General features: G+C 73.3%; 16 protein-coding genes. 9 read left to right on the top strand and 7 right to left on the bottom strand.

All coding sequences use genetic code 11. The features are described 5' to 3' along the window. Nucleotides 1-106 precede the first annotated feature (106 nt). The 3 genes from ABZV06_RS17865 to ABZV06_RS17855 form a co-directional block, all read right to left on the bottom strand. Nucleotides 107-1,669 (bottom strand): DNA polymerase Y family protein, encoded by a 1,563-nt coding sequence (locus ABZV06_RS17865; protein ID WP_355622632.1) that lies wholly within the window; start codon nucleotides 1,667-1,669, stop codon nucleotides 107-109. After that, nucleotides 1,666-2,391 (bottom strand): hypothetical protein, encoded by a 726-nt coding sequence (locus ABZV06_RS17860; RefSeq protein ID WP_355236593.1) that lies wholly within the window; start codon nucleotides 2,389-2,391, stop codon nucleotides 1,666-1,668. Before ABZV06_RS17860 ends, ABZV06_RS17865 begins: the two co-directional genes overlap by 4 nt. A gap of 100 nt (nucleotides 2,392-2,491) precedes the next feature. After that, nucleotides 2,492-2,941, bottom strand: a complete 450-nt coding sequence (locus ABZV06_RS17855) for an SAV_6107 family HEPN domain-containing protein (RefSeq protein WP_234589090.1) — start codon at nucleotides 2,939-2,941, stop codon at nucleotides 2,492-2,494. Nucleotides 2,942-3,394: 453 nt separating this feature from the next. Here ABZV06_RS17855 and ABZV06_RS17850 point away from each other — a divergent pair, with 453 nt between their 5' ends. From ABZV06_RS17850 to crtI, 5 genes are read left to right on the top strand one after another with little or no spacing between them, the layout of a single operon-like run. After that, complete coding sequence (locus ABZV06_RS17850; RefSeq protein ID WP_355622630.1) at nucleotides 3,395-4,162, top strand: monooxygenase; 768 nt, start codon at nucleotides 3,395-3,397, stop codon at nucleotides 4,160-4,162. Then, complete coding sequence (locus tag ABZV06_RS17845; protein ID WP_355236586.1) at nucleotides 4,159-4,710, top strand: GNAT family N-acetyltransferase; 552 nt, start codon at nucleotides 4,159-4,161, stop codon at nucleotides 4,708-4,710. The genes ABZV06_RS17850 and ABZV06_RS17845 overlap by 4 nt, the downstream gene beginning before the upstream one ends. Continuing rightward, on the top strand, nucleotides 4,707-5,555 hold the full coding sequence (locus ABZV06_RS17840) for a carotenoid biosynthesis protein (RefSeq protein ID WP_355622627.1): 849 nt from the start codon (nucleotides 4,707-4,709) through the stop codon (nucleotides 5,553-5,555). Before ABZV06_RS17845 ends, ABZV06_RS17840 begins: the two co-directional genes overlap by 4 nt. Beyond that, nucleotides 5,552-6,676, top strand: coding sequence for a glycosyltransferase family 2 protein (locus tag ABZV06_RS17835; RefSeq protein ID WP_355622624.1), 1,125 nt, complete (start codon nucleotides 5,552-5,554; stop codon nucleotides 6,674-6,676). The genes ABZV06_RS17840 and ABZV06_RS17835 overlap by 4 nt, the downstream gene beginning before the upstream one ends. Nucleotides 6,677-6,687: 11 nt before the next feature. Then, a complete protein-coding gene (gene crtI / locus ABZV06_RS17830; protein ID WP_355622621.1) occupies nucleotides 6,688-8,175 on the top strand; it encodes a phytoene desaturase family protein in 1,488 nt (495 codons plus the stop codon). 82 nt (nucleotides 8,176-8,257) lie between these two features. On the opposite strand, the gene ABZV06_RS17825 is transcribed toward crtI, so the two are convergent. The 3 genes from ABZV06_RS17825 to ABZV06_RS17815 form a co-directional block, all read right to left on the bottom strand. Continuing rightward, nucleotides 8,258-8,971 carry a CDP-alcohol phosphatidyltransferase family protein gene (locus tag ABZV06_RS17825; protein WP_355236574.1) on the bottom strand — a complete coding sequence of 238 codons (714 nt, stop codon included), beginning with the start codon at nucleotides 8,969-8,971 and terminating at the stop codon, nucleotides 8,258-8,260. 21 nt (nucleotides 8,972-8,992) lie between these two features. Next, nucleotides 8,993-9,910 (bottom strand): methylenetetrahydrofolate reductase [NAD(P)H], encoded by a 918-nt coding sequence (gene metF, locus ABZV06_RS17820; protein ID WP_355236571.1) that lies wholly within the window; start codon nucleotides 9,908-9,910, stop codon nucleotides 8,993-8,995. A 211-nt stretch (nucleotides 9,911-10,121) separates the two neighbouring features. Beyond that, entirely contained in the window at nucleotides 10,122-10,379 is a 258-nt protein-coding gene (locus tag ABZV06_RS17815) for a hypothetical protein (RefSeq protein ID WP_355622618.1), read from the bottom strand. 442 nt (nucleotides 10,380-10,821) lie between these two features. On the opposite strand from ABZV06_RS17815, the gene ABZV06_RS17810 reads away from it, so the two are divergent. The 4 genes from ABZV06_RS17810 to ABZV06_RS17795 all read left to right on the top strand — a co-directional run bounded on the left by ABZV06_RS17810 (nucleotide 10,822) and on the right by ABZV06_RS17795 (nucleotide 13,558). Next, complete coding sequence (locus ABZV06_RS17810) at nucleotides 10,822-11,595, top strand: DUF5753 domain-containing protein (RefSeq protein WP_355622615.1); 774 nt, start codon at nucleotides 10,822-10,824, stop codon at nucleotides 11,593-11,595. After that, nucleotides 11,586-11,783: a DUF397 domain-containing protein gene (locus ABZV06_RS17805; RefSeq protein ID WP_355622612.1), complete on the top strand. Its 198-nt coding sequence runs from the start codon at nucleotides 11,586-11,588 to the stop codon at nucleotides 11,781-11,783. The genes ABZV06_RS17810 and ABZV06_RS17805 overlap by 10 nt, the downstream gene beginning before the upstream one ends. Nucleotides 11,784-12,088: 305 nt before the next feature. Beyond that, nucleotides 12,089-12,466, top strand: a complete 378-nt coding sequence (locus ABZV06_RS17800; RefSeq protein ID WP_355622609.1) for a helix-turn-helix domain-containing protein — start codon at nucleotides 12,089-12,091, stop codon at nucleotides 12,464-12,466. A 9-nt stretch (nucleotides 12,467-12,475) separates the two neighbouring features. After that, nucleotides 12,476-13,558, top strand: coding sequence for a polyprenyl synthetase family protein (locus ABZV06_RS17795; protein ID WP_355236562.1), 1,083 nt, complete (start codon nucleotides 12,476-12,478; stop codon nucleotides 13,556-13,558). Nucleotides 13,559-13,772: 214 nt separating this feature from the next. Here the strand turns inward: ABZV06_RS17795 and ABZV06_RS17790 are convergent, their stop codons facing one another. Then, entirely contained in the window at nucleotides 13,773-14,147 is a 375-nt protein-coding gene (locus ABZV06_RS17790) for an Rv2175c family DNA-binding protein (protein WP_355236987.1), read from the bottom strand. Between the last annotated feature and the right edge of the window lie 30 nt (nucleotides 14,148-14,177).

Here is a 14,177-nt window from a genome sequence, read left to right as displayed (position 1 = left end):
TGATGACTCACAGGCATCTTGATGCCTCTGAGTCATCACGCTCATCGGGACATCCGCTCCCCCACCGACGCCGGTCCCACCGACGCCGGTCATGGACCGGCCCGGCTCAGTCATAGATCGCCTCCACCAGCCACTGCCCGGCCTCCACGGCGAGCAGCAGAGCGGCACCGTCGGCGAGGCTGACCTGGAACCGGGCTCGGCGGCGGGCCTCGGTCGGCGCCCACCAGCGCTCGTCCACCGGCCATGGCCCGGCCCAACCCACGATCTCCGCCGGCCGGCCGACGCCGACCACCAGCCGCGCCGGGGCGGCGCTCACCGCCAACCGCGCGCTGATCACCACCGGCTCGCCGTCGGCGTCGTGCACGGTCGCGGCGAGTGGGCTGGGCAGCACCACGGCCGGCGCGGGCGGCGGCAGCCGACCCGGCCACGGCGGAACGTCGGGGCGGCCGGGGAGCCGCTCGTCGCCCCACGGCACGAGTCGCACCTGGTCGGCCGGGGAACGTCCACCACCGAGTACCGCCGTGACCACCGCTTCCGGACCGAGGATGCCCTGTACCCGGCTCAATGCCCGGTGCGCCCGTTCCCGTTCCTCGCCGGTCTCCCCCCAGAGACCGGTCTGCAGGCCACCCTGGGCGATCACCCCGTCCGGGATCAGCCGCAGTCGGATGATGCCGGCCGTCGGGCGGGCCGGTCGGGCACCGGCGCGGCCGTTGCTGCCGGAGAGCCAGCCGTCGAGCTGCCAGCGCACCCGGTCGGCGATGGCGGCGGCGGTGAGCAGACCGTCGTGCCGCCACACCCGGTGCAGTTCCTGCCCGTGCTCGGTGACCGCCTCGATGCCGAGCCGGGTGCAGGCCAGCCCGTGCCCGGCGAGCCGGTCGTGCAACTGCTCGGCCAGGGCCCGGGCGGCGAACGCCGCCGCGTCGACCCGGTCGATCGGCTCGTCGTACCCGGAGGTCACCGTCAGGTCCGCCGGCGGCTGCCGGACGGCGAGCGGCCGGTGGTCCCGGCCGGCGGCGAGGCGGTGGGCCAGCGCGCCGTCGAACCCGAATCGGGCCAGCACGTCGCCGGCCGGTAGCGCGGCGAACTGACCGAGGGTCCGCACCCCCAGCCGGCGCAGCAGGTCAGCCAGCGCGGACCGACCGAGCGCCTCGACCGGCATCCCGGCCAGGAACGCCGGCGTCCCATCCGGCGGCACCACCTGGCCGGCGCGGGCGGCCAGCCCCGCGGCGAACACCCCGTCGGCGATGCCCACCTGGCTCTCCACCAGACACGACTGGGCGACGTGCTCGATGAGTCGTTCGGCGGCCGCCTCCTCGCCGCCGAGATAGCGACTCGGGCCCCGGGCAGCAACCGCACAGGCCCCCGGACGGACCACCTCGACGCCGGCGACCAGTTCCTCCAGCGCGGCGACCACCGGCTCGAACGCCCGGGCGTCCCGGGCCGGGTCGTATTCCACGACGGTGAGCTGCGGGCAACGGCCCTGCGCCTCCCGCTTGCGCAACCCTCGGCGTACGCCGTCGGCGCGGGCCCGCTCGGAGCAGGCGATCACCCGGTTGGCGTGCAGCACGGCGACCGGACCGGTGGCCGGAACCCCGTCGACGATCTCGGCGGCGAGCACCGGCCAGTCCGGGCACCACAGCAGCAGGGTCCGGGTCGGCGAGCCGGTCACCCCGACCCGACCAGGGCGAGCGGTACGGACGGTCGGTCCACGCTCGACCGCACCGTCCGGGGGATGACGCGGGTGAGCTCGGCGCCGGGAAGCCAGACCTTGATCTCCTTGGGACGAGCGGCTGCTCCACGCCCGCGCGCCGACACGGTGACCTCCCGGCGACGCAGCCGCCCCCGGCCCTGGCCGAGCCCTTCCCAGACCCCGCGGACCACCTGCAACGTCACGTCCGCGCCGTCCCAGCGGCCGTACGGAACGAGCACGCTGCCGCGCTGCCGGGCCCGGGCGGCCAGCCGGGTGGCGACCGAGGCGGAGACCGCGGCCGGTACGGCGGTGACCACGACGTCCACCCCGTCGATCAGCGCGGCGACCACCGTGGCCCACTCGGGACCCGGATTCGGCACCAGGGCCAGCCGGTCCAGGGAGATGCCCAGCTCGGCTGCCGCGCCCGCGCCGAACGTCGGCACTCCGACCACCGCACACCACGAACCGGCCCGGGACGCCTCGGCCAGCAGGGCGAGCACCAGCGAGGTGCCCCCACTGCGTCGGGGCTGACCGGTGGCGACCGCGATCGTGCTGCCCCGGCGTAGGCCCCGGTTGGGCAACAGGCCGGTCAGTTCGGGCGCTACCGGCAGCACGCGGTGCCCGCCGACCGGATCGGGTGCGCTCGCCGGGCGTACCAGATCGGCCAGCGCGGCGGAACCGACCACCATGCGGCCCGCCATGGGACCAACCCCCCGTCGTTGCTGTGGAACAGATCAGGACCGACGCACCGTGACGCCAGCCGCCCGGCTTCCCTTCCAGGCGGCCGGCGTCACGGCTGTCTCACGCCGCGAGGCCGTCCAGGGCCGGTTGGTGGGCCACGCCGAGCGCGGTCTCCACCACCGTGACGAACTGTTCGGCGGCGCGGAGCAGATCGTCGGCCTCCCGGGCGCTGACCACACGGGGAATGCCGGCCTCGGCGGCGGCGCGCTTGCTGGCCCCGGCGGCGAAGAAACGGGCCCACTCGTCGAGCTCGGGGGCGACGGCGCAGAGCAGGACCCAGACGCTGGTGATCCGGTTGCGCCGGCTCGGGGCGGGGCGGGCCCGGGCGGCGAGCAGGGCGGCCGCCGCGCGCAGCGCCGCCAGGTGGGCGGCCGCGTAACGCAGGCCGTCGGGTCGGGTCTGGCCGGCCTCGACCAGCCCGCGGCGGGCCAGGGTGAGGAGCTGGGCAGGGGTGCGGTGCGGCAGGACGTGCGCCGGCACCGTCGGTGCCTGAGCCGGGTTGGTCGGCATGGACTGTCTCCTCCACATGGCCGGGGCGTGAGCCGGGGCGGTGGTGCCGCCGGCGAGACGCCGAGGTCGGGTGGTGCGGAGGAAGACGCACCGGGGGTGGCCGGCCGGGTGTGGATGCTTCCCCACACCACACCCGGCCGGCGTACCGGCGGGTTCGTCGCCCGCCGCCCGGGGGTCGTGGGCGGCGGGCGACGCTCCTGCCTGATGGGACCGGGCTCGCGACTGCCCGGAAACCCAGGTGCGGCCCGCGGAGCCGCACCGGGCCGGAGCTGGTGCCGCGAAACACCGCGCTCCGGCTGGTTGGAACGAACGTTCGAGGCAATCGAACACTCGTTCTAACTGCTGCTGACAGTACACCTCCCCTCCGACGAAAATGCAACGTGTGACGCGCCAGGACTCGCTGTGACGTGTGCCGGGGTGAAGCGGCACACGCGGACCGGGAAGAATGACGGGATGCAGCCACACCCGAACGTGCGGGCGGCACAGGACGCCGTACCGGAGCTGGTCACCCTGCACGTGTGGCGGACCGCCCGGAACGCGCTGCCCCGGGCGCTGACCCGGATGGCGGTGGACCCGCGCCGGCTGCGCGCCCTGCCGGGCGTACGGTTCGGCAAGCTGCTGGGCACCGGGACCGGCACCGGCTTCGGGCCGGGGGACGCCGACCTGACCCGATGGGCGGCGCTGACCGTCTGGGACTCCCCCGCCGCGGCGGCCGGCTTCGACGACTCGCCGGTCGGGCGTGCCTGGGCACGGATCGCCCACGCCCAGGCCCGGGTCGACCTGCGCCCGCTGAGCAGCCGGGGCGAGTGGTCCGGTCAGCGACCGTTCGGCGAACCGCCGGGCGGTCGGGTGACCGGTCCGGTGCTGGCGTTGACCCGCGCCCGGTTACGGGCCCGCCGGGCGGCCACCTTCTGGCGGGCGATCCCGCCGGTGGCCGCCGCCCTGCGCGACGCGCCCGGGTTGCTGGCCCGCTTCGGCGTCGGTGAGGCCCCGCTGGGATGGCAGGGCACGGTCAGTGTGTGGCGCGACCCGACGGACCTGGTGGCGTTCGCGTACCGTCACCCGGAGCATCGGGCGGCGATCATGCGAACCCCCACCGCGGGCTGGTACGCCGAGGAGCTGTTCGCCCGGTTCGAGGTACGCGACGTGGTCGGCGACCGGACGGTCCTCGGGTGGGTCGCCGACGGCGACCAGGCGACAGTGAAGGGTGGACGGGCATGAGGTTGGTGCGCTGGACGCCGGACGATCTCGTCCGACGGCTGGACGACGTGGTCGCCGTCTACGGCGAGGCGATGGGATACCGCACCGACCTGCTGGAGGCCCGGCGCGGCTACATCGCCACCCACGTCCGCCGACCCGGTTTCCGGGCCGTGGCCAGCCTGACCAGCGAGGGTCACCTCGCCGGCTTCGGGTACGGCTATCTGGGCAGCTCCGGCCAGTGGTGGCACGACCAGGTGCACCGGGCGCTGGACGGCCCGACCCGCAAGCGCTGGCTCACCCACTGCTTCGAGGTGGTGGAGCTGCACGTACGCCCGCCGGCGCAGGGGCACGGCCTGGGCGCCGGCCAGTTGCGGGCGCTGCTCACGATGGCCGAGGGCGACACCACGCTGCTGTCCACGCCGGAGGCCGAGGAGCAGACCTCGCGGGCCTGGCGACTGTACCGGCGCTTCGGTTTCGTCGACGTGCTGCGCGACTTCCACTTCCCCGGCGACGAGCGGCCCTTCGGCGTACTCGGTCGGGATCTGCCGCTCGAGCCCCCGGCGTCATGACCCGGCGGATCTCCTGGACGCTGCTCGGCGTCCTGGTGTTCGCCCAGATCTGCTACCCGCTGACCACCGGCGCGACCCGGGCCGGCCTCACCGTGGCCACCGTCGTGCTCGGCTGGCTGCTCTCGGTCGGCCACGCGCTGCTCAGCCGGGGCCCTCGGGTGGCGGCGGCACTGGTCGCGGTGGCCACCGGCGGTGGGTTCGCGATCGAGGCGATCGGGGTGGCCACCGGTGTGCCGTTCGGCAGCTACGACTACTCGGGCGAGCTGGGCCCCAAGCTGGCCGGCGTACCGCTGATCATCCCGCTGGCCTGGACCTGGATGGCCTGGCCGGCCTGGCTGGCCGCGGTCCGCCTGACCGGCGGTGGCACGACAGGTGGTGGCACGACGGTCGGGCGGTGGGTGGGCAGGATCACGCTGGCCGCGCTGGGGCTGGCCGCCTGGGACCTCTTCCTCGACCCGCAGATGGTCGCCGAGGGCTACTGGGTGTGGCGCGACGCCACCCCCGCGCTGCCCGGCCTGACGGGCATCCCGGTCAGCAACTACCTGGGCTGGCTGCTCTTCGCGGTGCTGCTGATGAGCGCGCTGCGACCGCTGGCCGGCCCGGCCGTCGAGCACACCGACCGACGGGACCACCCGATGGTCGCGCTCTACCTGTGGACGTACTTCTCCAGCATCCTGGCCCACGCGGTCTTCCTGGACCTGCCCGCGTCGGCGCTCTGGGGCGCGGCCGGCATGGCGGTCACCGCCGTGCCGCTGACGGTGGCCCTGTTGCGCGCCCGCCGGGCTGGCGAGACCCGCCGCGAGGACCACCAGCCGGACCGTACCGGCGTCGACGCGACCCGATGACCGTCCTGTACGCCCTGCTGGTCGCCGTCGCCGCGTTGACCGCGCACACCTGGGTCAACGCCGCCCGCTGGCTGCGCCGGCCCACCGACGCACCGGACGAGGTCGGCGAGTCGGTGGCCGTCCTGCTGCCGCTGCGCGACGAGGCCACCCGCGTCACGCCCTGCCTGCGTGCCCTGCTCGCCCAGCGGGGTGTGCCCGGGCTGCGCGTCGTGGTCCTGGACGACGGGTCCACCGACGGCACCGCCGACGTGGTCCGCGCGGTGGCCGGCGACGACCCCCGGGTCACCCTGCTCAGCGGGGTGACCCCGCCGCCGGGCTGGCTGGGCAAGCCGCACGCCTGCTGGCAGCTCGCCACCCGGGCCGACCCGGACGCCACCGCGCTGGTCTTCGTCGACGCCGACGTGGTGCTCGCCCCGCACGCCGTGGCGGCGGCCGTCACCGAGCTGCGCGCCGCCCGGGTGACGCTGCTGTCGCCGTACCCCCGGATCGTGGTGGCGACGGCGGCCGACCGGCTGGTCCAGCCGTTGTTGCAGTGGCTCTGGCTGACCTTCCTGCCGCTGCGGGCGATGGAGTGCTCGCCGCGGCCGTCACTGGCCGCGGCGGGCGGGCAGTTCCTGGTGGTGGACCGGGCCGGCTACACCGCAGCCGGCGGGCACGCCGCGGTCGCCGACAAGGTCCTGGAGGACGTCGAGCTGGCCCGGGCGGTCAAGCGGGCCGGGGGTCGGATCGCCCTGGCCGACGGCTCCCGGCTGGCGACCTGCCGGATGTACGACGACTGGCCGCAACTGCGCGACGGGTACTCGAAGTCGCTGTGGGCGTCGTTCGGGCACCCGAGCGCGGCGGCGGCCGTGGTGGCGGCGCTGCTGCTGCTCTACACCGCTCCGCCGCTGGTCGCGCTGGGGTTCGCCTGGACAGCTCCCCGGGTGTCGATGGTTGCGCTCATCGCATACCTGCTGGGGGTGGCCGGGCGGGCGCTCACCGCCCGCGCGACCGGGGGTCAATGGTGGCCCGACGCGCTCGCACACCCCGTGTCGGTCGTGGTCCTCGGTTGGTTGACCCTACGGTCGTACCATCTGCGGAAGCGACGCCGCCTCACCTGGCGGGGCCGCCCGGTCAGCTAGGGAGGCACGGCATGGCGCGGATCGTGGTCGTCGGCGCCGGGGTGGGTGGCCTCGCCACCGCCGCCCGGCTGGCCGCCACCGGGCACCAGGTGACCGTCTTCGAGGCCGCCGACGCGGTCGGTGGCAAGCTCGGCCGGTACGCGCACGACACCCCCGCCGGGGCGTTCCACTTCGACACCGGGCCGAGCCTGCTCACCCTCCCCGAGGTGTTCCACGACCTGTTCGAGGCGACCGGGGCGAAGCTCGACGAGTACCTGGACCTGGTCCCGCTGGACCCGATCGTCCGGCACGTCTTTCCCGGTGGCGGCCCGACTCTCGACTCGTGCGCCGACCCGGTGGAGTTCGCCGCGCGCATCGGGGCCGCCTTCGGTGACCGGGCGGCGACCGACTGGCAACGGCTGTGGCGCCGGGCCGCACGGGTGTGGGAGGCCTCCTCGCGGGACATCCTGCGCCGTACTGTCGACTCCCCCCGCGACCTCGCGTCGCTGGCCTGGCGGATCGGCGACCTGGCCGCCATCGCTCCGGGCCGCACCCTGCGCGGCCTGGGCCGCGGCCACCTGTCCGACCCGCGGCTGCGGATGCTGCTGGACCGGTACGCCACCTACACCGGCGCCGACCCACGCCGAGCGCCGGCGGCGCTGGTCGCGGTCCCCTACGCCGAGCTGGCCTTCGGCGGCTGGTACCTGCGCGGCGGGCTGGGCACGCTCGCCGACGGGCTGTTGACGCGCTGCCTGGACCTGGGCGTGGTCGTGCAGACCGACACCAGGGTCACCCGGATCGACGCGACCGGCGGACGGGTGCACGGGGTACGCCTCGCCGGCGTCGCCGCGCCGGTCCCCGCCGACGTGGTGGTGGCCAACACCGACGCCCTCACCGTCTACCGCGACCTGCTGCCGCACCCGCGCCGGCTGGCCGCGCTGACCGACCGCAGCCTCGCCGGTTTCGTGCTGCTGCTCGGCGTGTCCGGCAGCACCGGACTGGCCCACCACAACGTGTTCTTCCCGCGCGACTACGACGCGGAGTTCGACGCCGTCTTCGGCGACCCCGGCCGGGGCGTACGGGCCCGGCCGGCGGTCGACCCGACGGTGTTCGTCACCGTGGCCGACGACCCGATGGTCCGCCCGGCCGGGCACGAGGCGTGGTTCGTGCTGGTCAACGCCGCCCGGCAGGGCACCGCCGGTGGCGCGGTCGACTGGCGACGTCCCGGGTTGGCGGACGCGTACGCCGACCGCATCCTGGACGTGCTGGCCGAACGCGGCGTGGACGTCCGGGACCGGCTGCTGTTCCGCGAGGTCCGTACCCCGGCCGACCTGGACGCCGCGACCGGGGCGCCGGGCGGCACGATCTACGGCACCGCCGGCGGTCTGCTCCGCCCGGCCAACCGGGGTCCGGCGCACGGGCTGTGGCTGGTGGGCGGCTCCAGCCACCCCGGCGGTGGCCTGCCGATGGTGACCCTCTCCGCGCAGATCGTCGCCGACGAGATCGGTCCCGCCTGGTAGTCCGGCGGGGTCGCTCAGCCGGCCCGGTCGCTCAGCCGGCCCGGTCGCTCAGCCGGCCCGGTCGCTCAGCCCGCGGGGTCGCTCAGCCCGCGTCGAGGAGCGCGCGGCGGACGGTGGACAGCAGTTGTCCCAGCCCGAAGCCGGCGAGCAGCACCCACACGGCGGTCGCCATGGTGATGGTGCCGGCGGCCAGGTCCGGCTCGATCAGACCGGCCAGCCCGGCGACCACCAGGCCCGCCAGCGCGACCGAGACCCGGGTGGGACGTTCGCCGACGGTCACCGCGCCGATCTCCCGCATCCCGGCCGAGACCGCGCGGGCCCGGACGTACTCGTGCAGCCAGGACAGCGCGCCGGCCGCGACGACGAGCGCGCCCGGCGCGCCGACCAGCCAGAACGCCAGTAGCCACGCCACCTCGCCGAGCCGGTCCGCCAGCGAGTCGTAGACGTACCCGAGCCGGGTGGTGCGGCCGGTGGCGACCGCCACGGCGCCGTCCACGCTGTCGGCCACGGCGGCGAACAGCACGAACAGCGCGCCGAGGAACGGGCCGTCGTCCGGCCGGGTCGCCAGCAGCGGTACGCAGAAGCAGAGCAGCACCCCGGCAGCGGTGACCGGGGTGGGGCCGACCCGCAGCCGGCCCAGCACGTACCCGACGTGGTAGGCGAACCGCAGCCAGGCGCGTACGACCGGCGCGGCGACCCGCGGGTCGAACCCGCCGTGCAGCCGCGCCCACGCCGTGGCGTACTGGTCCCAGTTCAGCTGTGTGCCCACCTGGGGATCAACCGTCGTGCCGGGCATCAGGTGTCGCCGACTCCGCGTTCACACCCGCGCGCCGGCCCTGAGGTTCTGCCAGACCTCCCGGGTGGCGGTGGACCGGTTGAGGGTGATGAAGTGGATTCCCGGTACGCCCTCGTCCAGCAGCCGGCGGCACATCTCGCTGGCCTGCTCGATGCCGAGCCGACGCACCGCCTCCGGGTCGTCGGCCACCTGCTCGAAGCGTGCCGCCAGCGCCGGCGGGAACGGCGCGCCGGAGAGCTGCACGGACCGCTCGATGGTGCCGATCTGGGTCACCGGCATCACCCCGGCCAGGATCGGGGTGGCGCAGCCGGCGGCGGCCACCCGGTCACGCAGGCGCAGGTAATCGTCGGCCTCGAAGAACATCTGGGTGATCGCGAACTCGGCGCCGGCCCGGCACTTGCGGACGAACTGCGCGGTGTCGCTGGCCACGTCGGGTGAGCGGGGGTGCTTGTACGGGAAGGCCGCCACACCGACGCTGAAGTCACCGGAGTCACGGACCAGCCGGACCAGGTCCTCGGCGTAGTCGACGCCCTCGGGATGCCGGACCCACTCGCCACCCGGGTTGCCGGGCGGGTCGCCGCGTACGGCCAGCACGTTGCGCACCCCCACCCCGGCGAGCCGCCCGATGACGTGCCGCAGCTCCGCCACGGAGTGGTTGACGGCGGTCAGGTGGGCCATCGGCAGCAGGGTGGTGTCGGTGGCGATCCGCTCGGTCACCGCCACGGTGGTGTCCCTGGTCGAACCGCCCGCGCCATAGGTGATCGACACGAACGACGGACGCAGCGACTCCAGCTCGCGGATCGCCTGCCAGAGCAACCGCTCCCCCGCCTCGGTCTTGGGCGGGAAGAACTCGAACGAGAACGTCGGCTGGCGGTCACGGATGAGCGCCCCGATCGCCGGCTGCGGATTGGGGAGTACCGAGGGAAGACCGAGCGCCACGACCCGACTCTAGCGGGCGGCGCCACCGGGACCCAGAAGCTTCCCACCGTGCGCACGAGTCGAGCGGTCCCAACCGACCGCGCGTCATGGTGAGCAAGCGATGAGCGAGGGGTCAAGAAAATCGGGAGTACGGTGACGAACGTGCCTAAACGGCAGCCACGCCGCTGCCGACAGGTTGCTGACGAGCTGCGCCAGCGGATCGAGGCCGGAGTCATCGTCGTTGTGGACGCCTGACCCTTCCGTTGCCTACTGCCGCAGTGATGACCTGCAAGCCCGCCGACCGGACGAAGATCCGCCGCCTCTCCACGGCATCACCCTTCTTGTCCAGCTGATAACCATCGACCCACACCCAGCCGTCATAGGTGATCCAGTCCGTCACTACCCCGATCACCCTGAACGTCATTGGCTTTGTGAACTGGATGCTCGCTTCCCTGGTGAGAAGCAGAATGTCACCGGGATTGAGCCTCATCGACTGTTCCTCTCCCGCCAACTCTTCAGGCGTCCACTGGCCTCCACAGTCGAGGGCACGAGCCGTCCGGTGTGCACTTCGAGCAGACGTTGCGGTGGTGGAAGTCGATCACGTAGCTAGCCATGATCACGAGGAACGGGGGTTCCGGTCGAGGCTCCTCAAGCATCATGACGGCCGGCCTGCTGGTTGCGACGCTTCGCAGCCTGGCGTCTCGTCTTGCTTCGCTTGGGTGCCTCAATGGCGCGGTACGCACCTGTCTGCTCGGGGAAGCTCGTCCGCTCGATGACATCCACGGGTCTGCCTGGTCTCTGGAACCACTTCCAACGGTGCATCTGCCCCTCCGCATCGTCGTTTTCTGCACTGTGCCGGATAGCGATAGGACCCCTACACTGCGTTAATGTATGTTCATTGAGCGTCACGGACGTCCAATGAGGAGAGCGCTGTGAACCACGGACTCATCGCAGCCATGACGGAAGCCGGCGAGACAGCCGAGAGCCTTGCAGCTCAGACCGGTGTAGACCCCAAGACGGCACAGCGATGGGTGAGCCGCGGACGCATCCCCCGCCCAGTAGCACGCTCCCGAGTAGCGGCCATCCTCGGTAAGGACGTAAAGGACCTTTGGCCGGACGTACTCAAGAGGCGCGAGCCCTCATGGTTCCGTCAATGGGTCGACGTTGAGCGGGAGGCGTTGGGGCTTCGATGGTTCGAGCTGGCGTGGGTTCCGGGGCTGTTACAGACCGAGGCGTACGCCAGGGCAACGCTGGAGATGGAGTCACTGACCCTGGAGGAGGTCGATGCATTCGCCTTAGCTCGCATTGAGCGTCAGTCGATCCTTCACCGCTCACGGCCCCCTCTGCTGGTGGCCGTCATGGACGAAGCAGTCCTTCGCCGGCCAGCCAACGCCAAGGACGACGGCACCCTGATGCGTGCCCAGTGTGCGCACATCCTTGCCTGCGCAGAACTGTCCTGCGTACGGGTTCACGTCGTCCCGCTGGGTACGCCGATGCATCCCGGGCTGGGCGGGCCGTTCATCATGGCCGAACTGCCCGATGGAACCCGGGCAGCTCACATCGACGCGCAGGTCAGAGCGCAGATCATCGACGATCGAGAGGAAGTCGCTACCCTGGAGGGACGGTGGTCGCGCATAGTTGGCGAAGCGCTCCCCCGAGCGCAGTCTCTCAACCTCATCAGGGAAGCGGCAGCATCATGGACCTGACCAGCGCACATTGGCGCAAGAGCACGAAGAGCGGCAACAACGGCGGGGCATGCATTGAGGTCGCTGACAACCTCTCGGGAGTCGTTGCTATCCGGGACAGCAAGGACCAGCACGGGCCAGCGCTGGTATTCGGCCCTGACCAGTGGCAAGCCTTCGTTGCAGTCGTCAAGACCGATGCCCTGAGCTGACTGCGCTCCGGAGAGAACAAGCCGTCAAGGGTGCTCGTGACCAATGACTCCGAACACAGAAAGTCCTCTACCCGATCGGGTAGAGGACTTTCTTTTTCAGCGAAGCCGAGACCATTGACCAGGAACATGTCGGCCTCCTCCCTGGGTGCCGGCGGAGAAGTCGTCGTACCCCCGGGGTAGGAATGGGGGGCGCGGGAGGGGCGGCGGGGGCGGCCCGGCTCCGGCGTGGGGGTCACGCAACCGAGGTGCGCCCGGCCCGTCGCGCGGGCGGGGTGGCACCGCGTCGACGTCCGCCGGGAGGGCCCGTGACCTCGTCCCCACCGCCGCACCGCACCCAGCTCGGGCCGCTGCTCGTGCGGCATCGGCGGGCCCGAGGATGGAGCCAGCAGCGTGCCGCCGCCGAGTTGTGCGCCGCCGCAGGCGTGCCGACGCTGAGCCGTCACGAGGTGTCCCGGTGGGAACGGCAGCGACGCGTACCCGGCAGTTTCTGGCTCGGCTGGCTCGCCGTCGTGCTGGACGTACCGGCGGCGGTCCTCGCCGAGGCGGCCGTGCACGCCCGGCGGACCGGTCCGCCCGCGGCCGGCGGATCGGGCCGACACGGCGCGGCCGGTGCGCGGACAGGCCCGGGCCGGGCCGGCGGGACTACGCGTGGCGGTGGGGCGCGGACCGTGGCGACCCGCTAGCGTCGTGGCGTGACCCACGCTGCTCCTGTGTCCCCCGTCGACCGCGCCGGCCTGCGGCAGCGGGTCGACGAGGCGCTCACCGAGTTCCTGGCCGGCCAGCGGGCCCGGTTGATCCGAGTCGACCAGGCCCTCGTCCCGGTGGCGGAGGCGATCGAGGCGTTCGTGCTCGGTGGCGGCAAGCGCCTGCGCCCGGCCTTCGCCTACTGGGGATTCCGGGGTGCCGGCGGGGTGGACGGCGACGAGGTTCTCACCGCTCTCGCGGCACTGGAGTTCGTGCAGGCCAGCGCCCTGATCCACGACGACCTGATGGACCGTTCCGACACGCGGCGCGGCGAGCCGGCGGTGCACCGGCGGTTCGCCACCCGGCACCGGGCGGCCGGTTGGGGCGGCGACCCGGACGGGTTCGGCGACTCGGCCGCGATCCTGCTCGGGGATCTGTGCCTGGTGTGGTCCGACGAGCTGCTGCACTCCGCCGGCCTGGACCTGCGGGCCGTGGCCCGGGCCCGGCCGGTCTTCGACGAGATGCGCACCGAGGTCACCGTCGGGCAGTACCTCGACGTGCTGACCCAGGTCACCGGGGACACGTCGGTGGAACGGGCCAGCAAGGTCGCCCGGTACAAGTCGGCGAAGTACACCGTCGAGCGCCCGCTGCTGCTCGGCGCCGCGCTGGCCGACGCCGGCGAGGACGTCCGGACGACCTACTCGGCGTACGGGTTGCCGCTGGGCGAGGCGTTCCAGCTCCGCGACGACGTGCTCGGGGTCTTCGGCGACCCGGCGCAGACCGGCAAGCCCGCCGGGGACGACCTGCGCGAGGGCAAGCGCACCTATCTGGTGGCGGCGGCCGTGGAGGCCACCGACGACGCGGGCCGGGAGCTGCTGCTCGGTCAGCTCGGCAACCCGGACCTGGACGAGCAGGGTGTAGCCCGCCTGCGCGAGCTGATCCACGCGAGCGGCGCCCTGACCCGCACCGAACAGCGCATCGTGACGCTCACCGACACCGCCCTGGCCGCCCTGTCCGCCGTCGACCTGGACACCGAAGCCCGCCAGGCCCTGGTAGACCTGGCCATAGCCGCAACCCGCCGAGCCGACTAACCCCCGCCCCCTCTCCCCCTGCCCCCACCCCCTTCACTGCGTTGATCATGAAGTTATTGCCGCGACACGCCGCGGCAGCGGGCAATAACTTCATGATCAACGGGGCCAGGACGGGGCCGGGACGAGGCCAGGACGAGGCCGGGACGAGGCCGGGACGAGGCCAGGACGAGGCCGGGACGCACGGGCGCGCCGGTGCGGGGGCTGGGGTGGGGGGCTAGAAGCCCAGGGCCTGGGCGCGGCGTTTGACCTCGCGGGCCTGGTCGCCGGAGAGGGCCGCGGCGGGCGTGTTGCCGGGAAGCGTGTCGTCCCGCTCGTAGAGCCAGCGCAGCGCCGCCTCGTCGTCGTAGCCGTTGTCGGCCAGCAGGTTGAGCACGCCGGGCAGGTGCTTCAGAACTGTCGCGTTGGCCACCAAATCGGCGGGGATCCGGCGGATGCCGTCGCGGCGGACCGCCAGCAGCTCCCGGTCGCGGATCATCTGGTGGACCTTGCTGATCGACACGTCGAGCCGCTCGGCGACGTCGGGCAGGGCGAGCCAGTCGGCCGGGTCGGTGGGGCCGGCGAGCTCGGGGTCGGGTACGGATTCGGTCACCCGATCACCCTGCCACGCCGCCGTCGGCGC

The organism is Micromonospora sp. NPDC005172, assembly GCF_040608555.1.
Classification (GTDB): Bacteria; Actinomycetota; Actinomycetes; order Mycobacteriales; family Micromonosporaceae; genus Micromonospora.
This window is presented reverse-complemented; position numbering and strand designations above follow the sequence as displayed.

Excerpts from the sequence above, each read along its gene's own strand:
- ABZV06_RS17825 (WP_355236574.1), bottom strand. The coding sequence starts at position 8,971 with ATGCCCGGCACGACGGTTGATCCCCAGGTGGGCACACAGCTGAACTGG.
- ABZV06_RS17805 (WP_355622612.1), top strand. The coding sequence starts at position 11,586 with ATGGACCTGACCAGCGCACATTGGCGCAAGAGCACGAAGAGCGGCAAC.
- ABZV06_RS17845 (WP_355236586.1), top strand. The coding sequence starts at position 4,159 with ATGAGGTTGGTGCGCTGGACGCCGGACGATCTCGTCCGACGGCTGGAC.
- ABZV06_RS17835 (WP_355622624.1), top strand. The coding sequence starts at position 5,552 with ATGACCGTCCTGTACGCCCTGCTGGTCGCCGTCGCCGCGTTGACCGCG.
- ABZV06_RS17840 (WP_355622627.1), top strand. The coding sequence starts at position 4,707 with ATGACCCGGCGGATCTCCTGGACGCTGCTCGGCGTCCTGGTGTTCGCC.
- ABZV06_RS17855 (WP_234589090.1), bottom strand. The coding sequence starts at position 2,941 with ATGCCGACCAACCCGGCTCAGGCACCGACGGTGCCGGCGCACGTCCTG.
- crtI (WP_355622621.1), top strand. The coding sequence starts at position 6,688 with ATGGCGCGGATCGTGGTCGTCGGCGCCGGGGTGGGTGGCCTCGCCACC.
- ABZV06_RS17860 (WP_355236593.1), bottom strand. The coding sequence starts at position 2,391 with ATGGCGGGCCGCATGGTGGTCGGTTCCGCCGCGCTGGCCGATCTGGTA.
- ABZV06_RS17815 (WP_355622618.1), bottom strand. The coding sequence starts at position 10,379 with ATGAGGCTCAATCCCGGTGACATTCTGCTTCTCACCAGGGAAGCGAGC.
- ABZV06_RS17850 (WP_355622630.1), top strand. The coding sequence starts at position 3,395 with ATGCAGCCACACCCGAACGTGCGGGCGGCACAGGACGCCGTACCGGAG.